The organism is Gemmatimonadaceae bacterium, from assembly GCA_036003045.1.
Lineage (GTDB): Bacteria > Gemmatimonadota > Gemmatimonadetes > Gemmatimonadales > Gemmatimonadaceae > JAQBQB01.
Genome location: DASYSS010000088.1, coordinates 34,715 through 59,371, shown reverse-complemented (window position 1 = coordinate 59,371; position 24,657 = coordinate 34,715). Strand labels below are relative to the sequence as shown.

Here is a 24,657-nt window from a genome sequence, read left to right as displayed (position 1 = left end):
GGCCGGCTATCCCCCAGAAATCGGCAGATTGCTCACGTGTTACGCACCCGTTCGCCGGTTGCCCTTGCGGGCCCCCGTGACTTGCATGTGTTAAGCACGCCGCCAGCGTTCGTCCTGAGCCAGGATCAAACTCTCCACAAGAGTATTTGACTAGCTCGTTCAGACTCCGCTGTCTCACGCTGTCGCTTTCGCTTAAGCGAAGACAGCGCGTCCGAATCACGAAATGTTCAGGTTTGAACTCTCCCCTTGGGCCCCGAACGAGCACCAAGGATTAACGAGTTCGCCTCGCACATCCGTTCTTCCCACGTTCGATTATCAATCAGCGATTGCAATAAACCTGTCGCAAACCGCGACAGCCTTCAATTGTATCCGCGCGTAACGCTTGCGTCAAGCGCGAAAGCCAAAATTTTCGAGGGTTTCTACCCCGCCTCTGCACTCTCCCGGCGCCACTCGCACGGCATCCTGACGGACTCGTGCGACGCGTTCTCCCAGGTTCTCGGCGGGCCTTGATTCTACCTACGGATCGCCGCCGAAACAACCCCTATTTCAGAGGCCTTCCGCGCGTCTCCCTGACCTTCTCGAGCATCTCTCGCCGCGATCACCCGAGCCTCGAACAACGCTCGGACCTGCTCGCAAAAGGCGCTCGCCAAAGAACCCCGCACTGTCGCCGAGGTTCCTTCTCGACTGCTACTCACAACAACGGCCGGCCATTCATCGGCCGACCGCAATGGGCCGTGTAGGAATCGAACCTACAACCTAGCGATTAAGAGTCGCTTGCTCTGCCAATTGAGCTAACGGCCCCCCCCTCTCGAGGGCTCACTCGTCTACGCACGCGTCCGCATCCGGTCGGCTGGTCGTGTGGCGCGCCAGGAGGGAATCGAACCCCCGACCCACAGCTTAGAAGGCTGTTGCTCTATCCATCTGAGCTACTGGCGCTTCTCACCAATGGTGCCACGCGATCGTGCCGCTTCTCCATTCCCACGCAGGTCGGGGCGCCCGGATTTGAACCGGGGACCTCCTGCTCCCAAAGCAGGCGCGATACCAGGCTACGCTACGCCCCGCGAGCCTCGCAATGTACCGACAGCGAAAGGCGGAATCAACTGTGACGTACCGACTTCCGCGCGAGATCGGGACGCGCGGCGATCGCGCTCAGCAACTCGCTGAAGGCGCGAGCCCGATGGCTGATCGTCTCCTTCTCCTCTCGGCTCGCCTCGCCGAACGTTCGTCCGCCAAGCTCGTCGGCGGCAAAATAGGGGTCGTACCCGAAGCCCTGGCCGCCACGCGGCGCGTCGATGATGCGTCCCTGCACCTCGCCGCGGCGCACGACCTCGCCGCCGGAATCGATGTACGCGGCGGCACACACGTAGTAGGCCCGCCGATCCTCCACCCCCCCCTCCTCGAGGCGTTCCAGCAACAGCCGGTTGTTTTCGTCGTCGAGCGCGCGTCCAGTGAGATCCGAGCGCCCACTCCACCGCTTGCTCTGCACGCCGGGCAAACCGCCCAACGCCGGCACGACGAGACCCGAGTCGTCCGCGGCCGTCGGCAGCCCGGTCTGCGCGTGGAAATGCCGAGCCTTCGCCAACGCGTTTCCCTCGAACGTGTCGAGCATCTCAAGCTCGTCTTCGACGCGGGACTCGACGATCCCGGCCGCGTCGAGTCCGAGCGCGTCGATGCCGCGGGCCGCGCACATCGGAAGGAGCTCGCGGAGCTTGCCCATGCTGCGCGTCGCGAGCAGCAGCACGGTGTCCACCGCCTAAGCCTCCGCCCCTGCTCCGGCTTCCCAGTTCGAACGCGTGAGCTCGAGCGCCAGCGCGTGCCCCTGCGCGGCGTCCAACTCGCGAAGTCCCTTCACCGCCAGCTCGAGCAATCGATCCAGTTCGGCACGGTCGAAGGTGCCGTGTTCGCCGGTGCCTTGCACTTCGACGAAACGCCCTTCGCTGCTCATCACGACGTTCATGTCGACCGCCGCGCGAACGTCCTCCTCGTAATCGAGGTCGAGACGCGGCGTCGTGCCGATGACGCCGACGCTCACCGCCGAGACGCGCCGCTTGATCGGAGTCTGTCGCAAGCGCCCAGTGGCGAGCAGCCAGGAGAAGGCATCGCTCACCGCGACGCACGCCCCGGTGATCGAGGCTGTCCGCGTACCGCCGTCGGCGAGCAGCACGTCGCAATCGAGCTTGATCGTGAACTCGCCGAACTGAAAGTTGTCGAGCATCGCGCGCACGCTACGGCCGATGAGGCGTTGGATCTCCTGCGTGCGGCCCCCGACCTGCGATCGTTCGCGCGACGTCCGCGTCCGCGTGGCGCGCGGCAGCATGGCGTATTCGGCGGTGATCCACCCTTCGCCGCTGCCGCGCTTCCATCCCGGAACGCCGTCTTCGACCGAGGCGGTGCACAGCACGCGTGTGGAACCGAACGAGACGAGGCAGGAGCCTTCGGCGTACGGGGCAATGCCGCGCTCGAGCGTCACGGGACGCATTTCATCGTCGCGGCGATGTGTACGAATTATGTGAACTTCAGGAGCCACGCAGTCGCTCGATCGTGGAGGTCGTCGAATGGCCAGGGGTGAGCGGCACGACCACGACCTCGCCGCCCCAATCCCGCAGCTCGTTTGCGCCGACCATCGTCGCTTCGGTGTAGTCGCCGCCTTTCACGAGCACGTCAGGACGCAGCGCGCGGATCAACTCCAGCGGCGTGTCCTGATCGAAGACGACGACGGCGTCGACCATCGCCAGCGCGGCCAGAACATAACAGCGCGCCGCCTGATCGCGCACGGGGCGCGATGTCCCCTTGAGCCGTCGCACCGAGGAATCGCTGTTCACGCCGACGACGAGAAAGTCTCCCGCGCGGCGCGCGGCGAGCAGGACGTCGAGGTGCCCGGTATGCAGGAGATCGAAGACGCCGTTGGTGAAAACGACGCGCCCCTCTCCCGTCCGCCCAGCCCGCCACATCCGCGCGCGATCCCAGGTGAGGATCTTCTCACGTGGGTCGGCGGCGTCGCTCAAAGCGGTCCTTCGGCGCGGGGATGGAAGTGGAGCTCGCGAACGTGGCCCGGCAGCTCGACCGGCTCGTCGTAGAACGACTCGACCGAGATCACGCCGCGCACACGGCGAACGATCACGTGCCCCGCCGCTTCCGGGAGTCCCAGCGAATCGGCGGCGGCGCGAAGCCGCGTCACGATCGCGTCATTGGTCCGTTGGCCGGCGAAACGGACTTCCTGCTGGATGTCGTCGCGGAACTGATAGAAGCGCCAGTACGCCTCACCCACGTTCACGCCGAAATACACCACCGCGGCGAGAAGAAGGAGGCTGAACAGGCAGCCGATCGAGCTGGCGCCACGCCGCGTCGTCACCAATTGCTTTGCACTCCGTCCACGATCTGCTGGACCAGTTTGGCGATCGCCTGGCGGCGTCCTTCCGCCTCGGCGCGCTCGTTGTAGTCAGCTTCGCCGGTGAGCGCCTTGTTCGTGAACAACAAATGGCCATTGGACTGATCGACGATGTCGATCTCGATCGTGATCTTCAGATGCCGCCGGGCGCTGAGCGCCTGTTGCGGGTTGGCGCTGAAGCCCACGGGAACGTCGGCGTCGTATGTCTGGATCGCGCCCTTCACCAGCGCGTCGGCGCGTTCGGCCGGCGCGTCGCGCACGCCGAGCTTGTGCTGCAGCTCCTCGTGCATCCGGTCGTACAGCTCCTTGGTGACATCCGGCGACGCGGTCTGATTGTCGAACGCGGAGATCGCCATCGTGTGGATGTTCGGCGGCAATCCCCCGCCCGCCAGGCTGTAAAGGCAGCCGGACAGGAGGAGCAACGTGAGACTACCGATCGAACCGCCAAATCGCCGCATCGAATTCGCCGCCGTCTTCCGATTTCGTAATCGTAAGTTGTACTGTCCGCCGCGCGCCTTCATTCCGATATTTGATATGAGAGGGGTCACTGCGATCGACCCACTCTGCTACACGGTCACCCTGAACGCGTTCGACGCGAAACAGTGAGTCGCCGTGAAAGCTGAGCCGCCAGGCGACCGGACGCCCGATGTCGGCCCGAAGGGTCACACCCTCAACACGAATGACGGTATCGGGGAGATTTGGCAACGCAACACGCCCCAAAGCCGCCCAAAGCAGGGTTGACGACGGAATAAGCCCGGCCGGCGAGTCGCCGGTGGGTGGAGTTCTTAGCGAGTCGCCCACCAGGACGACCGCCCCGGCGTAGATCCCGCCATTCAAGAAGAAGTCGAGGCGCGCGCTGTCCGGGGACGCCACGCGGGCGGCTCCCTCCCCCTTCGTCGACATCGTGTACTGGCTGACTTCCCAGTTGAACACAATGCGGTGGTGCCCGGGCGCCATCGCGGCGCGCGGCAGCCGTGTCGGTGCCACCAAATCGCCCGTCAACGGCGTGAGTCGCGGGGGCCGACAGGCGGCCATCGCGACGGCGGCGCACGCGAGAAAGCCCGCGCGACCGGCACGCGTGGCGCGTCGAGCCATCAGCGATTCTCCGGCGGCGTCTGCGTGTGAGTGTGTGGATGAGCCTGAGGCAGGGGGAGGGGCTGGAACAAGCCGCGCACGGTGGATGGGATGGCGACGAGACGTCCGCTCTTGTCGATCGAGACGAGCGTGGTGCTCGCGCTCACGAGCCGCTCGTTGGTTTCCGCGTTGGTGATCACGTAGTCGAAGGTGATGCTTCGCGACCGCAGGTCAGCCAGAGTCGTGCGTACTCGAACCAGGTCGTCGTAGCGTGCCGCGCCGTGGAATCGCGCCTTCAGGTCAGACACAGCAAGACCGACGCCGGATCGTTCGATGTCGGCGTAGCTCATTCCGCGCGCACGGATGAAGTCAGTACGCCCGACCTCGCACCAGATCAGATAGTTCGTGTGATAGACGACACCCATCTGGTCGGTTTCGGCGTAGCGCACGCGAAACTGGATGTCGTGCGGCGGCAGGGCGCCCGCCGGAGGAGTCACGACGCGGGGAGCCGCGGCCTCGTTGGTCACGTCGCGAAGATCGTCGGGCATGGTTTGTTTGTAAAGCGAGCGCGGCGCAGGTAAAATTCGCGCGTGCTGAAAGCGCCTTGCTACGTCTTCTCCGACGCTCATTTGGGCTTCGCCGGCGCTGACGTCGAGCGCGCTGTGATCGGCTTCCTCCGGCATGTCGCGACCCACGCCGGTTCGTTGATCGTGAACGGCGACCTCTTCGAGTTCTGGTTCGAGTGGCGCACGGTCATTCCTCGCGGCGCGTTTCGGACGGTGGCCGCGCTGGGCGACGTGGTCGATGCGGGCGTGCAGGTGTTGATGATCGCCGGCAACCACGACTGTTGGGGAGGTGACGTCCTGCGACAGGATGTCGGGGTCGACTACCGATTCGGCCCGCTCGTCGAAGACGTGGCCGGCTGGCGTACCCACATCGAGCACGGAGACGGGCTCCGCCCTCGCGAGGACCGGCGGTACCGCGCGCTACGCCGCGTGCTTCGGAATTCGTGGGCGATCCGGTCGTTTCGCTGGTTGCACCCCGATCTCGCGACGCCTCTCGCGTCGGGCAGCTCGAGCGCAAGCCGCAACTACGCGGCGCGCGACCACGGTCGCGGATTGCGCGTGGCCGCCGAACGCGTGGCGGTGGCGAATCCGGCGATCGACCTCGTGTTGTTCGGCCACTCGCACGTCCCTACCCTCGAGCGATTGACCGGCGGCGCGGCCTACGCGAACGCCGGGTCGTGGCTCGACGCGCCGACCTTTCTCCGGATCACGCCCGACGAGATCGTGCTGCGTCGCTGGGAAAGCGGCGCACGCGGCGAGCCGTCAGCCGAGAGTGCGGATCTCGACGTTCTCCACCGCGCCGCCAAGAAACCGCTGGCCGACGCGTAGGAACTGGTCGGGGTCGTCGGAGGCAACGAAGCGATACGCCGGCGCCGACGCGTCCGGAGCGGAAAGACTTTTTCCGGCCAACGTGCGCGCCGCCTCCGCCGCCGTTTCCTCGGCGCTGTCGATCAGCCGGACCTCGGGACCCATCACAGTCCTCAAAAGAGGCTTCAGCAGCGGATAGTGCGTGCAACCAAGAACCAGCGTATCCACGCCGGCGGCCACCAAGGGTTCGAGGTACTCGCGCGCGACGAGGCGCGTGGCTTCGTGGTCGACCCAGCCCTCCTCGACGAGCGGAACGAAGAGCGGGCAGGCGCGGGCCGTGACCTGCGCGGTCGGAAGGAGCGCGCAGATCGCCCGCTCGTACGCGCCGGATCGGATCGTGCCGGCGGTCCCGATGACACCGATGCGGCCGGCGCGCGTCGCGGCGACGGCCGCGCGAGCACCGGGCTCGACGACTCCCACCACCGGCAACGACAATTCGGCCCTCAGAGTGCCGAGCGCATGCGCCGTGGCAGTGTTGCAGGCAATGACGATCGCCTTGACGTCTTGCTCGGTGAGAAAGGACGCAATCTCGCGACTGTAGCGTCGCACCGTGTCCGGACTCTTTGGTCCGTAGGGCACGCGCGCGGTGTCGCCGAAGTAGACGATGCTCTCGTGCGGCAGCTGGTGGATGAGCTCGTGCACGACGGTGAGTCCGCCGATGCCCGAATCGAAGACGCCGATCGGACGAGAGCTGGACATCAGCGCTGAATCGCGACGGCGAGCGCCAGACCGCGGCCGCCCGGCGCCACGCGCATGCCGACGTGGATCGGAACGTCCCACAGGTGCGACGCGACGAACGCGTCGGCGCCCGCGAAGAGGTGGTTGCCGACGAGGAGCGCGGCCCAGTCCTCGACGTGCGCCTCGCGCGTGTGAATCTCATTGTCGCCGAAGCGCGGCGGCGCGGTCGTGACGGCGGGATTTCCCGCCGCATCGACGTACGAGATGATCAGCGTGTCGTTGGCGGCGCGGCGTGCCTCGTGCACGTCGGCGCCCGATTCGCGGATCATCGCGATACAGACCGCCTCGACGAACATGAACGCGGCCGCGGCTTTGTGGCGGCCGAGGATCGACTGACCGGAGCCCGGGACGAGAAACGAGTAGAAGAACGCTCGGCGCGCGCTGATCGGCGGATGCAGCGAATCGGGCGGGACGGTCGACAGCGGCCGGATCGGCTCGCGCGGAATCGTGTCGGTGCGCTGCCCGGTGGCGCGCGACGGAAGCGCGATCGCAGCGATGGCGGCGGCGGCCAGGCCGCGCCGAAGATTAGACATCGATAACGATGGCATCATGATGACGGCGGCAATCGACGAAGCGCGCTTGGCGGGAGTGCATGGGAATCGAACCCACCCAACCCGACAAAGGTCAGGTCGCAAACGGTTTTGAAGACCGCGAGAGCCACCAGGCCCCCTCCACTCCCCCTCGACGTTTCTCCAAGCGTCACGCGAACACGAGACCGTGCGTGTGCCGGTCGACAACCACGCCGATCTCGATCCCTTCCGAAACCAGCGAAAGGTATTGTCCGACCTTGTCGGCCGGCACGGCGACGAGCAGACCGCCCGACGTTTGTGGATCCATCGCCAACGCGCGCAGGAACGACGAGGAGGTCCGCCAGTCTACACGCTCCTCCAAATAACGTTCGTTCCGCTCGGATCCGCCCGTCGTCACGCCACGATCCCAGGCGTCGCGGGCGCCGGGAAGCACCGGAAGCTTGTCCGCGTCGATGACGATCGAGACATGGCTCGCTTCGGCGATGTGGCTGGCGTGGCCCAGCAGACCGAAGCCGGTGATGTCCGTCGCGCAGCGGGCGCCGACGGCGACGGCGCCGCGGCTTGCCGACGCATTCAGCTTCGTCATCGAATCGATCAGCCCTTTCGTTTCGCTCGCTCCGAGATCGCCTCGCTTGGCCGCCGTGGCGAGAATCGCCGTGCCGAGCGGCTTGGTGAGGACCAGATGGTCGCCGACCTTGGCGTTCGCGTTGCTCAGCATCTTCTTGGGATCGACGCGGCCCGTGACCGACAGACCGAACTTCAACTCGTCGTCGATGATCGTGTGTCCGCCGACGACGAGCGCTCCGGCCTCGTGAACCTTGTCCTGGCCCCCGCGGAGGAGTTCGGTGAGCACCTCGAGCGGCAGCCGATTCGCCGGAAAGCCGACGATGTTGAGCGCGGTCAACGGCTCCCCTCCCATCGCGTACACGTCCGACAGCGCGTTGGCCGCTGCGACCTGGCCGAACGAATATGGGTCGTCGACGATCGGCGCGAAGAAATCGACGGTCTGCACCAGGGCCAGATCTTCGGACACCTGAAATACGCCGGCGTCGTCGAAGGTCTCGCGTCCGACCAGCAGACGCGGGTCCGACCTTACCGGGACGCCGGCGAGCGCCTGCGAAAGATCGAGGTGTCCGAGTTTCGCCGCGCATCCGGCGCATCGCGCGAACGTGGTGAGCCGGGCGGTCTCTTCGGCGATCATGGAACGGCGACCACCGCGTCGATTTCGACGAGCACGCCCCGCGGCAATGCCGACACCTGCACGGTCGAGCGGGCGGGACGCGCTTCGCCGAGGGCCTTGCCGTAGACTTCGTTCACGACGGGAAAATCGCCCATGTCGTGCAAGAAGACCGTGGTCTTCACGACGTCGGCCCAGGTCGCGTTCACCGTAGCGAGCACGGCCGCGAGATTCGCCATGACGCGCTCGGTCTGCTTAGCGACGTCCCCCGTCACGATCTGTCCAGTCGCGGGATCGATCGCGATCTGGCCGGCGGTGAACAGAAACCCGTTGGCGACGATGCCCTGCGAGTATGGCCCGATCGCCGCCGGCGCGGCGTTCGTGTGCACGGTCTTCACGCTCACGACAGATTCTCCGAAGAAATTGATAGTCCGAACAAGCGCGCGGCATTGCGCGACGTCTCGGCGCCGAGCGTCACGGACTCGACGCCGCGGACGTTCGCGACGCGCGCGACGGTCAAGCTAACCCACGCCGGCTCGTTTCGCCGACCGCGGTTCGGGACGGGCGCGAGGTACGGCGAATCCGACTCGACGAGGAGCCGATCCGCCGGCACCAGCCGAATGACCTCGTCCCCCTCCCACTTCTTGAAGGTCACGATGCCGCTGAACGAAACGTACCAGCCCACCGAGAGCGCCGCCTCGGCCAGCGCGACGCTGCCGGTGAAGCAATGAAGCACGCCGCGCACGCCGGCCGCTCCCGCCTCGACGATCATGGCGCGCGTGTCATCTTCCGCTTCGCGCGTGTGCACGACGACCGGCCGGTCGAGCTCGCGCGCGATCGCCAACTGCGCGGCGAAGGCGCGACGCTGCATCGGGCGCGGCGAATGGTCGTAGTGGTAGTCGAGGCCGCACTCGCCGATCGCGACCGACCCGCGTGTTGCGAGTTCTCTGATGGCGGCGGCGTCGCGCGGCTCGTCGAAATCCGCCGCGTCGTGCGGGTGGACGCCGGCGGTGAACCAGACGAACCCGCGGTGCCGTTCGGCCAGCGCCGCGGCGCGTTCGCCGGCAGCGACCGATTCCCCGATGCAAACGACGCCGACCGCGCCCGCGGCGCGCGCATTCTCGATCACCATGTCGCGGTCGGCGTCGAACGCCGGATCCGCGAGATGGGCGTGGCTGTCGAGAAACGCGGTCATGAAAGCACGAACCGCCGCGCGAGGCGGCGGTTCGGAGAGATCGTCATCGCGTGCCGACGGGCGCCGGCCGTTCGCGCCGTCGCTCTTCGGCGAGCGCTCGGGCCGTTCCCTTCTCGTGAGGCGCCGGCGTACGGGGCCAGCGGTGCTCGATGTAGAGCAGGATCGCGCCGGCGACGTAAATCGAGCTGAACGTTCCGGTGAAGACGCCGAACGCCATGATCCATGAGAACGGACGGATCACTTCGCCGGCGAAGACGAGCAGCGACAGCGTCGCCGCGAACACCGTGGCATGCGTCAGCACCGAGCGCGGGAGCGTCTCGTTGATCGACCTATTCAGCACCTCGCGCAACGTTTCCTTGCGCTGCTTTTTCAGATTCTCGCGGACGCGGTCGAAGATGATGATCGTGTCATTGAGCGAGTAGCCGATCACCGTCAGGATCGCGGCGACGACCGTGAGCGAGATCTCGAGGCGCATCATGGCCAGGAACGCCATCGTGGTGAGGATATCGTGGGCCGTGGCGATCGTCGCCGCGACGCCGAACCGCCACTCGAACCGGATCGCGAGGTAGATCAGCGTCACGAGGAACGAGAGCAGGATCGCCGTGATCGCCTTCGTCTTGAGCTCCGCGCCGACACGCGGGCCGACCGACTGCGCCTGTTCGACGCGCGCCGGGTTCCCTGGAACTCGCTGCTTGAGGACATTCACGATGTGCGCGCCGACGCTGTCTGCGTTCGCGGCGGCCGCCATGCCCTCGACCGGCGGGACTTTGATGAGATAGTTGCGCACGTCCCCGAAGGTGGTGACCTCGGAGCCGCTGAAGCCCGCGGCGTCCACGGCGGAGCGAACGACGTCCGTCGGCGCGTCCTGCTGGAACTGAAGCTGGACCACGGTGCCGCCCGTGAATTCGATGCTCTGGTTCAACGCGTTGCCGTTGTGGCGAGCCGCGTGAACGACGAGCAGCACGAGACCGAGGGCGATGAACGCGACGGTGCCGATCGCGGCCGTCTTCCAGTGCTTGATGAAATCGAAATTGGTGTCGTGAAGAATGCGAAGCATGGAAGACCCTTAGATGCTCAGTGCCTGGGCGCCGCGGGAGCGGTTGAGCCAGATGATGTAGAAGGTGCGCACGACGAAGATCGACGTGAACAGCGAAGCGGCGATGCCCGCGATGAGCGTCACGGCGAAGCCCTTCACGGGCCCGGTGCCGTACTGGTAGAGTACCGCGGCGGTGAGGATCGTGGACACGTTCGAGTCGACGATCGCCGGCATGGCGTGGCGGAAGCCCTCGTCGATGGCGGTCCGGACCGTCTTTCCTCGCGCGAGCTCCTCTCGAATGCGCTCGAAGATCAGCACGTTGGCGTCCACCGCGATGCCGATCGAGAGTACGAACCCCGCGATTCCCGGCAGCGTCAGCACGGCGTCGAAGCCAGCGAGCGCAGCCAGCGTGTAGAGCACGTACAGCGCGAGCGCGGCGACGGCGAGGAATCCGGAAAAGCGGTAGTACACGAGCATGATGATCACGACGAGCGCCACCGCGATCAGCGAGGCGCGCAATCCTTTGTTGATCGAATCCTGACCGAGGCTCGGTCCGATGCTACGCACTTCGGCGACGCGAAGCGGAACCGGCAATGCACCGGCTCGCAAGACGAGCGCCAGGTCCTGGGCGTCGGCGAGAGACTTGCCGCCCATCGTGATCTGCCCACGCGTCGAAATCGCGCTCTGAATCACCGGCGGCCGACCCTGGACGCGATCGTCGAGGATGATCGCCATGTAGTCGCCGATGTGCTTGCCCGTCTCATTGCGGAAGCGACGGCCACCTTCGTTGCTCAACGTGAACTCGACGACCGTTCCCTCGAGCGCCTGCTGATTTGGGCGCGCGTCCTTGAGGTAGTCGCCGGTGATGATCGGCTTGGCGTCGACCAGATAGTAGGCCTTGTAAACCTTGCCGCCGAGGTTCTGCGAATCGGTGCCCGGAAGGAATTCCTTGCCCGGCGGGAGCGCGGCATGAACGACCGAATCCGCCAGATATGCGTCGAGGGTCGGGACGTTCTCGCTCGCGACGAAGAAGCCGCCGGGCGTGTCGCCTTGCTGCAGGAGGCTCGAGAACGCGCCGCCGGCCTGTAGCTTGAGCGAATCCGCGTTCGCCGTATCGCTCTTGGCGGTGTCTTTCTTGGCGGCGACGACTTTCTTGGACGTATCCCCCTTCTTGGCCGGGGTCGCCGGCGACAGCTTGCCTCGAAGCCCTGTGTCGGCTTGGGTCAGCAGACCTTGAAGTCCCTTCGTGGCTGCCTGGCCCTTCGAAGTCGTATCAACCTTTCGGCTCAGACCGCGCTGCTTGATGACCTGATCGAGCTTCGGCAAAGCGCGTTCGAGCGCCTGCGTCTTGTCCGTGATCTTGAATTGCAGGAACGCCTGATCTTGCATCAAGCGCTCTGCTCGCTCGCGATCTTGAATGCCCGGAAGCTGAACGACGATCCGATCGTCGCCCTGCGTCTGCACGACAGGTTCGGAAACGCCGAATCCGTCGATGCGCGAGCGCACCGTCTTGAGCGCGCGATTGATCGCTTCCTTCTTGTCCGCCGGAGCGATGGCCTGCTTCGAGTCGTCGACCTCGAGCGCGAGGTACATGCCGCCCTGCAGGTCGAGCCCCCGTCGCAGCGGAACGTGTCGACTGGTGTCGACGCGGAGAACGCCGTCGGCGCCGCGATAGCGCGTCGTAACGTCGCGAGGGAACAACAGATAAATCGAGGCGAGACAGAGCCCGACGATGATGAGGATGCGATACTTCAGGGGCATACGAACCGCGGGTGGAAGGTTGGTGTGCGGAACCTTTAACGTTAACTGGCCCTTACGCTTGCGTCAACGCGCGGCGGGCCATATCGGCGTCTCGGCCGAGTTGGCTCACCAGAGCGTCGATCGACTCGAACTTCGTCGTGTCGCGAAGCCGCTCGACGAGCTCGACGCTCACCGATTCTCCATACCAGTCGCCTGACACGTCGAAAAGATGTACTTCGAGCGTTCGATCGAACTCCCCGAACGTCGGGCGTGGACCGAGGTTCATCATCCCGCCGAAGGACCCGCGCGCCGTCTGGGCGCAGACGGCGTATACCCCGGCCGGAGGGAGAAGTTTGCGCGACGAACCCAGCTCCAGATTGAGCGTCGGATAGCCGATGTCCCGCCCACGTTGCTGGCCCGGAACGACCACACCGCGGAAGCTGTAGTGGCGGCCCAAAGCCGCCCGAGCGTGGGAGAGGTCGCCGTGCGCCACCGCCGTTCGGACCGCGCTCGAAGAAACCGGCACACCGCGCGAGTCGACGGTCGGCGCGACGACGTCGACGTCGAACCCGATCTCGGCGCCGATCTGGGCGAGGAAGCGGGCATCACCGCTCCGACCCCGCCCGAGCCCGTGGTCGTAGCCGATTACCAGCCGGCGGACCCGATATCGCCGAACGAGCAGGTCGCGGACGAACGACTCGGCCGAGTACGCGGCGAGCGACGGAGTGAACGGGAGAGCGGCGACGAGCAGCGGACCACTGTCGGCGAGCGCGTCGAGCTGCTCGACGCCGGGCGTCAGCAACATCGGCGCGGCCGACGGGTTGACGACCTCGAGCGGGTGAGGGCGAAACGTCACGAGCAGCGGCGGGCACGAGGTCTCCGCCGCGTGTTCGTGCAGCCGGCGGAGAATGTCGCGGTGCCCGAGGTGCACGCCGTCGAACGTGCCGACGGTGACGACGGCGCCATCGAGTAGCTGCGGAAAACCGCCCGCCTCTTGTCCGGGGCTCACGACACGCGCGCCTTCATCCGGCATCGCGAATCACCGTCTTCGGCTGGAGCGTGTCGTCATGACGTTCGGCGATGGCGACGAGCGCGCCGGTTTCGTCGACTAGCGAAACCGTCCGACCGCCGGTGCGCACGGCGACCGGGTTGCCGTGCGCGACCCGCGCGAGCTCGGTTTCGGTCAACTGCTGCACCGGAAGGTGCGACACCGCGTCGAGTGGAGGTCGAAGCGCGGCGGCGTGATCGCCGTACTCGTCGAGCGAGTGTGCGTCTTCGACGGAAAACGCACCGCTGCGAACACGCCGCAACGCGACGAGGTGCGCCGCGCTGCCCGTGGCGCGGCCGAGGTCGCGGGCCAGCGCGCGAACGTACGTTCCCCCGCCACACGTGATTCGCGCGTTCAGGTCGTTTCCGGAGAGAGCACCGAGTTGCCACTCGTGTACGACGACGCGAACGGGTGCAAGCTCGAGCGGCGCGCCGCGGCGCGCGGCCGCGTAGGCGCGCACGCCGTCGACGCTCTTTGCCGAGTAGGCCGGCGGCATTTGCGCAATGTCGCCGGTCAGATGCTCGACGCCGCGCGCGATGGCGGAATCATCGGGAACGTCGGCTCGACGCACGGCGATACCGGTCGCGTCGTCGGTGTCGGTCTCTTCGCCAAACCGAATCGTGGCGTCGTAGACCTTGGGTTCACCCTGGATGTGCGGAATGAGCCGGGTTGCGCGGCCGAGTAGCACGACGAGCAGTCCCGTGGCGAAGGGGTCGAGCGTGCCGGCGTGTCCCGCGCGCTTCGCGCCGGTCGCTCGGCGAACGACCGCGACCACGTCGTGCGAGGTCATGCCCGCGGGCTTGTCGACCAACGCGAGCCCGGCGACGTCAGTCGTCCGTGTCTCCATCGGGTGCCGGGGGCGTCTTTCCATCTTTGATCTGCGAAAGCAACGACTCGATTCGCGCGGCCCGCTCGACGCTTTCGTCCGGGAGGAACACGATCTCGGGCGCGAGGCGCAAGCGCAGGGCGCGTCCCACGCGGGCGCGCAGATGCGTCGCGACGCTCGCCAGCCCCTCGAACGTCGCTTTGCGGTCGGCGTCGGACCCCATCACGCTCACGAACACTTTGGCGTGGCGCAGGTCGCGAGTGACCTGCGCCCCCGTCACGGTCACAAGGCGCGTGATGCGCGGATCCTTCGCCTCCTCGGCGAGGAAGGTTGCAACTTCCTCGCGGATCGCTGCGGCCACGCGATCGGCGCGGCGGTGGTCGGCGGCCACGCGTGCACTCCCGGAAATCAGGCCGACGCGGAGCCTTCGAGCGTCCGCGCGACCTGTTCCTTGCGGTAGCACTCGATGACGTCGCCGACCTTGATGTCGTTGAAGTTCTCGACCCCGATGCCGCACTCGAACCCTTCGCGTACTTCGCGAACGTCGTCCTTGAAGCGCTTGAGCGACGCGATCGTGCCGTCGAACACCTCGACGCCGTCACGCACGACGCGCACGCGACCTTGGCGGTTGATCACGCCGCTGCGAACGGCACAGCCGGCGATGGTGCCGATGCGCGAGATCTTGAACACCTCGCGCACGGTGGCTTCGCCGAGGACGACCTCGCGCTCCTCGGGCCGGAGCATGCCTTCCATGGCGGAGCGGACGTCGGCCACCGCCTCGTAGATGATGCGGTACAGCTTGATCTCGACGCCTTCGCGCTCGGCCGCGGTGCGCGCGTTGTTGTCCGGGCGTACGTGGAAGCCGATGATGATCGCCGCCGCGGTCTTGGCGAGCAGGATGTCGCTCTCCGTGATCGCGCCGACGCCGCGATGGATGACGTCGACCTTGACCTCGGCGGTCGAGAGACCGGTGAGCGAGTCGGCCAGCGCTTCCGCCGGTCCACCTTGGTCGGCCTTGATCAGGATGTTGAGCGTGCGCGTACCGCCCAACGCCGACTGGGCCATGAAATCTTCGAGCGTGACTCCGGCGCGGTTGCCGCGGCGGCTCTTGGCTTCGCGGTCGAGGCGCTCGCGGCGTTGCGCGACCTCGCGCGCCGACGCCGCATCCTCGACGACGAGCAACTGATCGCCCGCCATCGGAACGCCCTGGAACCCGAGGATCTGCACCGGAATCGCGGGGCCGGCCTGTTTGACCGCCTTGCCGCGCTCGTCGAACAGGTTTCGCACGCGCCCGGAGTACATGCCGCAGATGAAGTCGTCGCCGACCTTGAGCATGCCGTTCTGCACGAGCACCGTGGCGACCGGACCCTTGCCGGGATCGAGGGAGGCCTCGACGACGGTTCCTGACGCGCGTCGGTTCGGATTCGCCTTGAGGTCGAGAATTTCCGCCTGGAGCAGGATCTGGTCGAGCAGGGAGCCGACGTTCGTCCCCTTCTTGGCCGAGATTTCGGTCGAGAGCGTGTTGCCGCCGAACTCCTCGAGCACGACGCCGTGCTGGAGCAGCTCCTGCTTCACCTTGCCCGGGTTCGCCTGCGGCAGATCGATCTTGTTGATCGCGACGATGAGCGGTACGCCAGCGTTCTTCGCGTGCGAGATCGCCTCGATCGTCTGCGGCATGACCGAGTCGTCGGCGGCAACGACCAGGACCACGATGTCCGTCACCTGGGCGCCGCGGGCGCGCATGGCGGTGAACGCTTCGTGACCCGGCGTGTCGAGGAACGTGATGTTCTTGCCGCTGGGCAGTGAGACGTGGTAGGCGCCGATGTGCTGCGTGATGCCGCCCGCTTCGCCCGCGACGACGTTCGCCTTGCGGATGTAGTCGAGCAGCGACGTCTTCCCGTGGTCGACGTGGCCCATGATCGTCACGACCGGCGGACGCGAGACCAACTCCTCGGGCTGATCGGCTTCGGCGGCGATGCCCGCCTCCTCGGCCTGGTACTCGCTTTCGCGAACCGCCTGGAAGCCGAACTCGCCGGCGATCAACTCGATCTGATCGAAGTCGAGCCGCTGGTTGATCGTCACCATCAGGCCCATCTCCTTGAACGCGAACGCGACGATCTGCGTCGCGGGCACCTTCAGGATCTGAGCGAGCTCGCTCACCGTGATGAATTCGTTGACGCGGACGGTCTTGCGCTCGCGCTCGGCCTGGGCGGCGCGCGCCGCCTCGAGCTCTTCGCGCGAGCCGCGACGGAGATCGCTCGCGGTGCGCCGCGTCGGCGCGCCACGCATCGACGCCATCGTCTTCGCGATGTTCGCATCCACCGCTTCCTGGTCGACCGCGCCGCGCTTTCCTTTTTTGCGGCGGCCGCCGCCGCGGTCGATGACTCCGCCGCCGGCACTCGGACCACCACCCATTCCCTGGCCGCCACCGCCGCCCGGGCCCCCACCCATGCCGGGACGCTTGTCGTCACGACGCGGCGGTGCTGCGCCCCCCCCGGGCGCCGCCGACGCAATCGGCCGCGGCGGGAAGCCGCCGCTGCTGGCGACTGGACGCGGACGCGGTGCGCCCGGTGTGATGGGACGAGGACGCGGACGGTCGGACACCGGCGTGCTGGGCGCCGCGGTCGCGCTCACACGAGCGCCATCGGTCGCGGCGGGGCGCGCGATTTCCGCTTCGCGCTCCTCGCGCTCTTCCATCTCCGCGGCGGCGGCTTCCTCACGCGCGCGACGCTCCTCTTCGGCGCGCACGATCTCGGCGCGTTCCGCCTCGAGGCGCGCGGCTTCGGCGGCGGCCAGTTCACGCGCCTCGGCCGCGGCGTGCGCCGCGGCGACGGCGGCCGCTTGCTCCTCGGCGGCGGCTTGTACGTCGGCGGCTTTTCGTCGGCGACGAATGGGCGCTTCGGCGGCGGCCGGAATCGGAGCGGGTTCTGGCACGGCGGCCGTCGTGCGGCGGCGCCGAGCGGCCGGGGCGGGCGCGGCCTTCTGTTCGGCGCGCACGCGTTTTTCGCGCTCCCACCGAGCTCGGACGCGCGCGACCTGGTCGTCCGTGAGCATGCTCACGTGGCTGCGAAATGGAATGTCCATCTGACGAAGTAGCGAGGCCACTTCCTCAGACGGCATTCCGAACTCATTCGCCAACTCGCCAACCGAAAGCTTGCTCAAACATCCTCCTGACCGGTTCGGGGCGCGCCGGCCGAAGCCAACGCCCGAACGCCGGCAGCCAACTGCCGATCAATGATGCCAACGACGGCCGTCTGATCCCGGCCGACGGCGGCGCCAAGCGCCGCAGCGGAAGGTACTTCCATAAAGTTAACTCGCCGAGCCTGCAGCAGCGGGACGATCTTGTCTCTGCTGTTGGCCGAGGCGTCACTTGCTACCACCGCGAAAATCAACGTGTTTCGCCTCGCGGCTTCACGTACTTGTTTGACTCCAACAATGGCCCCGCGACTGCGTACGCCGAGCCCCAGCAGGCGGAAAACCCGCGTCGCGATCTCGGCGTCAGCGGTCACGCAGCCGTGTTCCCTTCTCCTCCTGTTCCGCCCGCTTCATCGCCGCGGGATTCTCCGTCTTCGGTCGTGAGCTCGTCGATGAGCGCCATGATGCGATCGGCCTCTTCCGGCGCGATGCCGGGGAGCTTGAGAAAGTCCTCGCGCTCGAGGTCGATGATGTCGTTGAGCGTGCGATAGCCGGCCTCGGCGAGGACGGCGACCGTCGCCGGCGGCATCCCCGCGATGTCGGTCAACCGAACGTCGGCCATTTCCTCCGTCTCGCCCGGCAGCGGAGCGAAGATCTGGCCTTCGCCGCCGCGCTCCAGCCACTCACGGCTGGAGTAGAGGTCGATCTTCCATCCGGTGAGCTCGGACGCGAGTCGAACGTTCTGGCCGTTGCGGCCTATGGCGAGCGACAGCTGGTCTTCGTCGACGACGGCCTGGATCGTCTTCGTGCTCGGGTCGCTGAAGACGCGCGCGACCTTGGCCGGAGCGAGCGCCAGCTTGGCGAAGCGTTCCGGGTCCGGGGACCACGGCACGATGTCGATCCGTTCGCCATTCAGCTCGTTGACCACGGCCTGCACGCGCGAGCCCTTGAGGCCGACGCATGCGCCCACCGGATCGATGGAATCGTCACGCGAGAACACCGCGATTTTTGTCCTGCTGCCCACTTCGCGGGCAGCAGCCCGGATTTCCACGATGTTCTGCTGAATCTCGGGCACCTCGAGCTTGAACAGCGCCTTCACGAAGAGCGGGTCTCCGCGGCTCAGCACGAGGCGCGGCCCCTTGGGCGTCTCTTCGACGCGCTTGAGCACCGCGCGAATCGGTTCGCCCTGGTGGAAGTGCTCGCGGTGATTCTGCTCGCGGTACGGAATGATCGCTTCCGCTTCGCGGAACTTGTTCAGCATGACGACGAGCTTGCCGCGCTCGATCTGTTGGATCTCGCCGGACAGCAGATCGCCCACACGGGTCGCAAACTCGTCGCGGATGCGCGTGCGCTCACCCTCGCGGACGCGCTGGATGATGCGCTGCTTGGCCGCCTGCACGGCGGCGCGGCCGAAAACGGCGAAGTCGATGGGCTCTTCCATGACGTCGCCGGGCTCGAAGCTCTGGTCGAACGCCTTGGCGTCTTCCAGGGAGATTTGGTTGCTCGAGTCTTCGACCGCTTCAACGACGGTTTTCAGGAGCACGATCCTGATGTCGCCCTTGCCGTCGTCGATCTCGACCTCGGCGTGAACGTTTGGGCCGTACTTCTTGGCGAGGGCGGCGAGGATTCCGTCCTGGAGCAACGCGTACAGTTCCGCGCGATCGAGCTGCTTGGTGTTCGATACTTCGCGAAACGCGGACAAGATTTCCGTCGAGCTGACCATCCAGGACTCCTCGTGAATGTCTCCCACGGCGACGAGCGCCGACGGGTACCGTGCACCATCGAATTACAGATGAAACGCCAGCCGCGCCTCCTTGATTGCAGCCAACGGAATGCGCCGAGCCGTTCCGTTCTCGAGCTCGAGGACAACGGTCTCTCCCGCTGACCCCGCGTCTTCGTCGACCGTCATGATTCTTCCTTCGACACGACCACCGTGCTCCGGGCTCAGCACGTTGGCCCACTGCCCGACGAACCGCCGCCAGTCGGCGCTGGTTTGCAACCGGCGTTCGCCCGGCGACGACACTTGCAACACGTACTGCGGCGCGACGATCCCGCTCCCGTCGAGCCGCGCTTCCAACGCCCGCGACGCAACCGCACAATCGTCGATCGTCACCGCGGCCCCGTCGCGCCGATCGATGCGAACCTCGATCAACGGCCGACTCCGCGTTCCACCACGCCGAAGCTCGACGAGGTCGTAGCCGACCGCATCAAGCTCCTGCGCCACAACGTCTTCCAGCGCGTCCTTCACATCGAGTCGAGGAAGTCGTCAAGAACAAAAAAATGTGGGGAGCCTCCCCCACATTTCACTCGCGGCCACGTGGACCGCGCAGCAGAACCAATGTAATGGCGAAAATGAGGCGCGGGAAGGGGCGGCGAATCGGCCGTCACCTTCCCGCGCTCGTCACATCGCGGCGAGCCGCGAGGATGGCTGTGCTTACGGCGTTCCCGTCACTGAAAAGTGAACGGCCCCATTCGGACCGGTCGCCGTTACCGTCGCCGTACCGGGCGCCGGGTTCGTCGCCAGCACGACGGAGGCGAGCCCGTTTGCGTCGGTCGTCGAGGACGGGGCGCTCAGGGCGCCGCTGTCCGTCGTCCACGTGACGGTCGCCCCGGCGATGCCGGTTCCGTTCGCGTTGGAAATCTTCACGACGAGCGGCGCGCTGTTGGTTCCAGCCGTCACCGACTGATTGTCGCCGCTGATCACGGCGATCGTCGATCCCGCCGCCGTGGCGGTTGCCGTGATCGTCACCGAAGCGCCGGTCGCGATCGAGGCCGTCAGCGAATCGAGGCCGACCGCCGTGCCGAGCGTCCAGAGCACCGTCGCGTCGCCGTTCGCGTTCGTCAGTGAGCTGGCCGTGCTGACCGAGCCACCCGCGCCGACCACTGCCCACGCCACCGACACACCGGCGAGCGCGTTGCTGTTCTGATCCGTCACGTGGACGCTGATCGGATTGGCGAGCTGTTGGCCCGCCGTACCCGTTTGGCCGTTGCTCCCGGCGTTGACTGTTATGAACGTCGCGACGAGCGCCGCCAGGTTGTTGTCATTGTCGCTGCATCCGACCGCGACCATCGCACCGAGCGTGACCATCGCGAGCGAAACACGCGCTACTTTCACCGTCTCCTTCACCATGACCCTTCCTCCCTTCCCGCTGCGTTGACTGTTGGGTTCCTCGCGAGGTCCGGCCATCGCCGGCATCGTCGATCCGGTGGCTCGCGCGATCGCGGCCCGGCCACGTATTGCCCGGCGCGAACCCGGAGCCGTTGCTCGCGCCGCTAAGCCGAAGACGGGCCCGTTGCCCATTGCTGGTCCCGTCCGTTCTTTTCGGGCAAGAGATCGAACCGAGTTGGTCCTTCCCCTCGTTCTCGTCCCCGAAAAAATCCACCACGATGTGGTCAAGAACTGCGCCGACGACGGCCGGTTTTCTCTTATTCGCGATATCGAATGCGACTGCTCAGCGCGACACGCTCGCGTCGTCGCGAAGCGAGTCGCGCGATCGCGTGTCGATCGTAGCCGGGTTCGCCGATGCACAGCGCCGCGACGTCGTCGTGTCGCCGCTGACCTACCTCGGCAGCGGCTACGCCGCGTCCGCCGCGTACGATCACTTCGGCGCTCGCTCGGCGGTCGCGGTCGTCGCGACGTGGGACGCGCAGAGTCTGCGACCGCAAAGCAATGTGAACGAATCGACCGAGCGCGTCATGCAAGGCGGCCTGCGCGCGGCCGCGCTGCGCACTGTCGCCGACGCCTACGGCTGGTCGTTTTCCGCGGGCGCGACGGCCGGACTCTGGGGGATGGCCACCGAGCATCGCTATCCGGCGCCGTACGACAGCCGCGCCGGCTTCTTCGCGGCCTTCGCCGCGGCGGGCCCCGCCGCCCAGGCGCGACGGCCGATTCTCGGCGGCCTCGCCCAACTCGAGGTCGACGCGCCGGTATTTGGATTCTCTAATCGCGCGTATTCGGAGACCAAGACCGGCCAGCCGCTGTGGAACGTACAGCGGGTCGGGCCGCGCGAGCTTCGCGCCCTGGACGGGGCGCTGACCTATGCTCCCGCTCCGCTGGGGCGGGTCGGCCTGCTCTTCTCCTATCGATTCTCGATTCTCGACTATCGCGACGCGCAACCGTTGCGATCGGCGTCGCAGAGCTTCTCGATCGGCTTGTCGCGCGCCTTCGGCGCGTATCGCCCGCGATGAGGCGCCGCGCGTTCGCGTATGTGACGGCCGCGCTGCTCGCGGTGGCGTGCACGGATGTGGTCGGGCCCGCGGCCGCGACGGACTACGGCTCGCTGTTCGACGACCTGTGGCGCCAGTTCGACCTTCACTACTCGTACTTCTCGGTCGCGCAGGTGAACTGGGACTCGCTCGGCAAGTACTACCGGCCGATCGCGGTGTCGGCGCCGAACGACCGACAGTTCGCGCGCGTGCTCGGCACGATGCTGGCCGAGCTGAAAGACATGCACGTCACGCTGTCCGCCGGCGCGGCCGGCACGATGCGCTACATCTCCCGCTCCGATACCGCGTCGACCTACTTCAATCAGACGATGACGCTCGGCCGTTACGTGCGCCTCCCGGCGTCGACGCCGGGCGGGCACATACAGTTCGGTCTCGCCAACGACTCGGTCGGATACGCCCGCATCTCGACGTTCGACGGCGGCGATTGGTCGGGCGAGATGGACGACGTGATCCGGAGCATGCCCGGCATGCGCGTCCTGATCATCGACGTCCGCGACAACCCCGGGGGCAATTACGTGCTCGCCGCCGACCTGGCGGGACGATTCACGACGCAGCGGCGCGTGTATGGGTACACACGCCGCCGCAACGGGCCGCGCCACGACGACTTCACGGGGTTCACCGAAGAAACGATCGCGCCCGCGGGCAGGCACTTCGGCGGGCGCGTGTTCGTGCTGGCCAATCGCCACTCGTTCAGCAGCGCCGAGGATTTCGTGCTCGCCATGCGTGCGATTCCCGGCGTGATGGTCGTGGGCGACACGACGGCGGGCGCCACGGGCGGGCCGATCGTCCGCGAGCTGGCGAACGGATGGACGTACGAGCTGTCCGAGTGGATCGAGTACACGCCCGACCGCGTGCCGTTCGAATCCGTCGGGCTCGCGCCGACGATCGTCGCGCGCACGACTCCCGACGAGTCGGCCCACGGCGTCGACGCGGTGCTCGAGCGGGCGATGCGGCTCGCGCGAGAACCCTGAGCGGCGACGCCCCCCCGGTCAGCCGGCGCTGGCGACGATCACGCCAAGCTGTCGGCCGGCATCCCCCGCGCGGTGGGAAAAGAAACGCTCGTTGTCGTGGCGCGTGCACCACGCGCTGACCGAGACGTCGCGAACTCCCGAGCGGCGCGCATGGTCGGCGATCAGCGCCCGGAGGTCGACGCGCGTCGGCCGTCCCGGATTCGTGCCGGTGAGCTCCGCGTACACGTCGCCGCTCACCTCGTAACAATCGCCGCAGATCGCAGGGCCGAGATGCACGCGCAACTCGGCCGCGGCGACACCCCGCTTGACCAGCGCGTCGACTCCGCGCTCGACGATGCGGGCCGCGGTGCCGCGCCAGCCCGAGTGCAACAGCCCCGTCGCCCCCGATTCGTGGGCGATGAACACCGGAACGCAGTCGGCGACGGTCACCGCGAGCGCGGTGCCCCGCTCGAATGCGACGTGGCCGTCGGCGTCGTCGGCGCGAAGCCAGCCTTCCCAGCACGTCGCGTGCACCAGAACGGTGGACCCGTGCACCTGGCTCGCCGTCGCGAGCCTCGGCCCGGCGCTGCGAAGCTCGCGCCGCAATGACGACCACCGCTCGGTAACGTCTTTCGCCGGCTCCTCGCTCGCGAGCCCGAAGCTGCCGACAGCGCGCGTCGTCGTGAACGCCAGTACGCCCAGCTCGGCGAACCCGGGCGCGATTTCCGATTGACCGACGACGTTCATTTCGCGCGACGATCCTCCACGCGCTCGATCCGCGCGCCCAGCGCGCGCAGCCGCTCGTCGATCCGCTCGTAACCGCGCTCGATCTGGCCGACGTTGTTGATCGTGCTTTCGCCGTCGGCACAGAGCGCGGCGAGCAGCATCGCCATGCCGGCCCGAATGTCGGGTGACTCGACCACGCTGCCGCGCAGCCGCGACGGGCCGGAGACGATCGCGCGGTGCGGATCGCACAGCACGATCCGCGCGCCCATGCCCACCAACTTGTCGACGAAGAAAAGCCGCGACTCGAACATCTTTTCGTGAATGAGAACGAGTCCCGTGCATTGCGTGGCCGTCACGAGCGCGATGGACATCGTATCGGCGGGGAACGCCGGCCAGGGCTGATCCTCGAGCTTGGGAACGTGTCCCCCGAGGTCACTCTGGATCTCGCGCTCTTGATCGGCCGGGATCACCAGATCCGGTCCCTCGATCTTGCACGAGATGCCGAGGCGCGCGAACCCCATGAGCGTCGAACGAAGATGCTCGACACCAGCGTCGGCGATGCGGAGCGTCGATCGCGTCACCGCGGCCAACCCGATGAACGAGCCGACCTCGATGTGGTCCGGACCGATGCGGTGGCTGCCGCCTTTGAGTGGCGCGCCGCCATGGATCGTGAGGAGGTTGGTCCCGATCCCGTCGATGCGCGCCCCGAGCGCCACGAGAAAGTTGCAGAGATCTTGGACGTGAGGTTCGCAGGCGGCGTTGCGGAGGATCGTCGTCCCCGTCGCCGCGACCGCCGCCGTGATCGCGTTCTCGGTTCCAGTCACGCTCGGCTCGTCCAGAAAGACATCGGCGCCGCGGAGCCCCGGGGTGCTCAGCCGAAAATTGTCCGTCAGGTCGAACGATGCACCCAGCCGCTCGAGCGCGAGAAAGTGCGTATCGACCCGGCGCCGGCCGATGACGTCGCCCCCGGGCGGCGGCAGCTCGATTTGCCCGCACCGGGCCAAGAGCGGCCCTGCGAGGAGGATCGAAGCGCGTATCTTTCGACAGAGAACCGGGTCCAGGCTCGCGGAACGGACGGTTTTGGCGTGGATGCGCAGGGTGTTTCGCGCTTCCCACGAAATGTCCGCTCCGGTCGACGCCACGAGCTCCGCGAGGGTCTCGACGTCGCGGATCCGCGGGACGTTTTCGAGCGTGACCGGCTGGTCGGTGAGAAGAGCGGCGCAGACGATCGGCAGCGCGGCGTTCTTGTTGCCGGAAGGACGGACGGTACCGGAGAGGGATACGCCGCCGTGTACGATGAACTGCGAAGCCGTCATGTGAGGAAGTCGCTCGCGCGATGTATGGTCGGAGCGAAGAATGACCGGGGGCCTGAGCCAAAATCAATGCCGCCGTTCGCTTGCAGTCGTGTTCCGTGGTCCGTAGGATGCGCCGCGT

General features: G+C 66.9%; 27 protein-coding genes, 4 tRNA genes and 1 rRNA gene. 3 read left to right on the top strand and 29 right to left on the bottom strand.

Annotation, left to right across the window (positions count from 1 at the left end; translation table 11 throughout):
• From VGQ44_20030 to VGQ44_19980, 11 genes are all read right to left on the bottom strand, one after another.
• Positions 1 to 141, bottom strand: a 16S ribosomal RNA gene (locus tag VGQ44_20030); the annotation flags it as partial.
• A gap of 587 nt (positions 142 to 728) precedes the next feature.
• Positions 729 to 801, bottom strand: a tRNA-Lys gene (locus VGQ44_20025).
• A gap of 58 nt (positions 802 to 859) precedes the next feature.
• Positions 860 to 936, bottom strand: a tRNA-Arg gene (locus VGQ44_20020).
• A gap of 51 nt (positions 937 to 987) precedes the next feature.
• Positions 988 to 1,061: transfer RNA gene (locus VGQ44_20015), tRNA-Pro, on the bottom strand.
• Between the two features lie 35 nt (positions 1,062 to 1,096).
• The gene (locus VGQ44_20010) at positions 1,097 to 1,750 is read right to left on the bottom strand and encodes a non-canonical purine NTP pyrophosphatase (GenBank protein HEV8449127.1); all 654 of its coding nucleotides are present in this window, start codon (positions 1,748 to 1,750) and stop codon (positions 1,097 to 1,099) included.
• 3 nt (positions 1,751 to 1,753) lie between these two features.
• On the bottom strand, positions 1,754 to 2,527 hold the full coding sequence (gene rph, locus VGQ44_20005) for a ribonuclease PH (protein HEV8449126.1): 774 nt from the start codon (positions 2,525 to 2,527) through the stop codon (positions 1,754 to 1,756).
• Positions 2,517 to 3,005 (bottom strand): D-glycero-beta-D-manno-heptose 1-phosphate adenylyltransferase, encoded by a 489-nt coding sequence (rfaE2, locus tag VGQ44_20000; protein ID HEV8449125.1) that lies wholly within the window; start codon positions 3,003 to 3,005, stop codon positions 2,517 to 2,519. The genes rph and rfaE2 overlap by 11 nt, the downstream gene beginning before the upstream one ends.
• A complete protein-coding gene (locus VGQ44_19995) occupies positions 3,002 to 3,352 on the bottom strand; it encodes a hypothetical protein (protein HEV8449124.1) in 351 nt (116 codons plus the stop codon). The genes rfaE2 and VGQ44_19995 overlap by 4 nt, the downstream gene beginning before the upstream one ends.
• Positions 3,349 to 3,810, bottom strand: coding sequence for an LPS assembly lipoprotein LptE (lptE, locus tag VGQ44_19990; GenBank protein ID HEV8449123.1), 462 nt, complete (start codon positions 3,808 to 3,810; stop codon positions 3,349 to 3,351). The genes VGQ44_19995 and lptE overlap by 4 nt, the downstream gene beginning before the upstream one ends.
• Before the next feature lie 7 nt (positions 3,811 to 3,817).
• Entirely contained in the window at positions 3,818 to 4,375 is a 558-nt protein-coding gene (locus VGQ44_19985) for a hypothetical protein (GenBank protein HEV8449122.1), read from the bottom strand.
• Positions 4,376 to 4,482: 107 nt separating this feature from the next.
• Positions 4,483 to 5,010 (bottom strand): thioesterase family protein, encoded by a 528-nt coding sequence (locus tag VGQ44_19980; GenBank protein HEV8449121.1) that lies wholly within the window; start codon positions 5,008 to 5,010, stop codon positions 4,483 to 4,485.
• Positions 5,011 to 5,052: 42 nt separating this feature from the next.
• Here VGQ44_19980 and VGQ44_19975 point away from each other — a divergent pair, with 42 nt between their 5' ends.
• Positions 5,053 to 5,856 (top strand): UDP-2,3-diacylglucosamine diphosphatase, encoded by an 804-nt coding sequence (locus VGQ44_19975; protein HEV8449120.1) that lies wholly within the window; start codon positions 5,053 to 5,055, stop codon positions 5,854 to 5,856.
• Here the strand turns inward: VGQ44_19975 and murI are convergent.
• From murI to VGQ44_19895, 16 genes are all read right to left on the bottom strand, one after another.
• Positions 5,791 to 6,594, bottom strand: a complete 804-nt coding sequence (murI, locus tag VGQ44_19970; protein ID HEV8449119.1) for a glutamate racemase — start codon at positions 6,592 to 6,594, stop codon at positions 5,791 to 5,793. The genes VGQ44_19975 and murI overlap by 66 nt on opposite strands.
• Positions 6,594 to 7,166 (bottom strand): hypothetical protein, encoded by a 573-nt coding sequence (locus VGQ44_19965; protein ID HEV8449118.1) that lies wholly within the window; start codon positions 7,164 to 7,166, stop codon positions 6,594 to 6,596. The genes murI and VGQ44_19965 overlap by 1 nt, the downstream gene beginning before the upstream one ends.
• Positions 7,167 to 7,213: 47 nt before the next feature.
• Positions 7,214 to 7,312: transfer RNA gene (locus VGQ44_19960), tRNA-Sec, on the bottom strand.
• 20 nt (positions 7,313 to 7,332) lie between these two features.
• On the bottom strand, positions 7,333 to 8,364 hold the full coding sequence (selD, locus tag VGQ44_19955; GenBank protein HEV8449117.1) for a selenide, water dikinase SelD: 1,032 nt from the start codon (positions 8,362 to 8,364) through the stop codon (positions 7,333 to 7,335).
• Positions 8,361 to 8,744: a Rid family detoxifying hydrolase gene (locus tag VGQ44_19950; protein ID HEV8449116.1), complete on the bottom strand. Its 384-nt coding sequence runs from the start codon at positions 8,742 to 8,744 to the stop codon at positions 8,361 to 8,363. The genes selD and VGQ44_19950 overlap by 4 nt, the downstream gene beginning before the upstream one ends.
• Positions 8,741 to 9,535: a TatD family hydrolase gene (locus tag VGQ44_19945; protein HEV8449115.1), complete on the bottom strand. Its 795-nt coding sequence runs from the start codon at positions 9,533 to 9,535 to the stop codon at positions 8,741 to 8,743. Before VGQ44_19945 ends, VGQ44_19950 begins: the two co-directional genes overlap by 4 nt.
• Before the next feature lie 43 nt (positions 9,536 to 9,578).
• Positions 9,579 to 10,592 carry a protein translocase subunit SecF gene (gene secF / locus VGQ44_19940; protein ID HEV8449114.1) on the bottom strand — a complete coding sequence of 338 codons (1,014 nt, stop codon included), beginning with the start codon at positions 10,590 to 10,592 and terminating at the stop codon, positions 9,579 to 9,581.
• A gap of 9 nt (positions 10,593 to 10,601) precedes the next feature.
• Positions 10,602 to 12,332: a protein translocase subunit SecD gene (secD, locus tag VGQ44_19935; protein ID HEV8449113.1), complete on the bottom strand. Its 1,731-nt coding sequence runs from the start codon at positions 12,330 to 12,332 to the stop codon at positions 10,602 to 10,604.
• Between the two features lie 52 nt (positions 12,333 to 12,384).
• Positions 12,385 to 13,320: a bifunctional riboflavin kinase/FAD synthetase gene (locus VGQ44_19930; GenBank protein ID HEV8449112.1), complete on the bottom strand. Its 936-nt coding sequence runs from the start codon at positions 13,318 to 13,320 to the stop codon at positions 12,385 to 12,387.
• A 13-nt stretch (positions 13,321 to 13,333) separates the two neighbouring features.
• Positions 13,334 to 14,206 carry a tRNA pseudouridine(55) synthase TruB gene (gene truB / locus VGQ44_19925; protein HEV8449111.1) on the bottom strand — a complete coding sequence of 291 codons (873 nt, stop codon included), beginning with the start codon at positions 14,204 to 14,206 and terminating at the stop codon, positions 13,334 to 13,336.
• Positions 14,187 to 14,576 (bottom strand): 30S ribosome-binding factor RbfA, encoded by a 390-nt coding sequence (rbfA, locus tag VGQ44_19920; protein ID HEV8449110.1) that lies wholly within the window; start codon positions 14,574 to 14,576, stop codon positions 14,187 to 14,189. The genes truB and rbfA overlap by 20 nt, the downstream gene beginning before the upstream one ends.
• A gap of 17 nt (positions 14,577 to 14,593) precedes the next feature.
• Positions 14,594 to 17,347: a translation initiation factor IF-2 gene (gene infB, locus VGQ44_19915; protein ID HEV8449109.1), complete on the bottom strand. Its 2,754-nt coding sequence runs from the start codon at positions 17,345 to 17,347 to the stop codon at positions 14,594 to 14,596.
• The gene (locus tag VGQ44_19910) at positions 17,344 to 17,694 is read right to left on the bottom strand and encodes a ribosomal L7Ae/L30e/S12e/Gadd45 family protein (GenBank protein ID HEV8449108.1); all 351 of its coding nucleotides are present in this window, start codon (positions 17,692 to 17,694) and stop codon (positions 17,344 to 17,346) included. Before VGQ44_19910 ends, infB begins: the two co-directional genes overlap by 4 nt.
• A complete protein-coding gene (gene nusA, locus VGQ44_19905; protein ID HEV8449107.1) occupies positions 17,691 to 19,043 on the bottom strand; it encodes a transcription termination factor NusA in 1,353 nt (450 codons plus the stop codon). The genes VGQ44_19910 and nusA overlap by 4 nt, the downstream gene beginning before the upstream one ends.
• Positions 19,044 to 19,106: 63 nt before the next feature.
• Positions 19,107 to 19,568 (bottom strand): ribosome maturation factor RimP, encoded by a 462-nt coding sequence (gene rimP, locus VGQ44_19900; protein ID HEV8449106.1) that lies wholly within the window; start codon positions 19,566 to 19,568, stop codon positions 19,107 to 19,109.
• Between the two features lie 186 nt (positions 19,569 to 19,754).
• Positions 19,755 to 20,450, bottom strand: a complete 696-nt coding sequence (locus VGQ44_19895; protein ID HEV8449105.1) for an Ig-like domain-containing protein — start codon at positions 20,448 to 20,450, stop codon at positions 19,755 to 19,757.
• Positions 20,451 to 20,707: 257 nt separating this feature from the next.
• Here VGQ44_19895 and VGQ44_19890 point away from each other — a divergent pair, with 257 nt between their 5' ends.
• Entirely contained in the window at positions 20,708 to 21,508 is an 801-nt protein-coding gene (locus VGQ44_19890; GenBank protein HEV8449104.1) for a hypothetical protein, read from the top strand.
• Complete coding sequence (locus VGQ44_19885; protein ID HEV8449103.1) at positions 21,505 to 22,518, top strand: S41 family peptidase; 1,014 nt, start codon at positions 21,505 to 21,507, stop codon at positions 22,516 to 22,518. Before VGQ44_19890 ends, VGQ44_19885 begins: the two co-directional genes overlap by 4 nt.
• Before the next feature lie 18 nt (positions 22,519 to 22,536).
• Here the strand turns inward: VGQ44_19885 and VGQ44_19880 are convergent, their stop codons facing one another.
• Together VGQ44_19880 and murA are read right to left on the bottom strand one after the other, a co-directional pair.
• Entirely contained in the window at positions 22,537 to 23,244 is a 708-nt protein-coding gene (locus VGQ44_19880) for a polyphenol oxidase family protein (GenBank protein HEV8449102.1), read from the bottom strand.
• Complete coding sequence (gene murA / locus VGQ44_19875; protein HEV8449101.1) at positions 23,241 to 24,539, bottom strand: UDP-N-acetylglucosamine 1-carboxyvinyltransferase; 1,299 nt, start codon at positions 24,537 to 24,539, stop codon at positions 23,241 to 23,243. Before murA ends, VGQ44_19880 begins: the two co-directional genes overlap by 4 nt.
• Between the last annotated feature and the right edge of the window lie 118 nt (positions 24,540 to 24,657).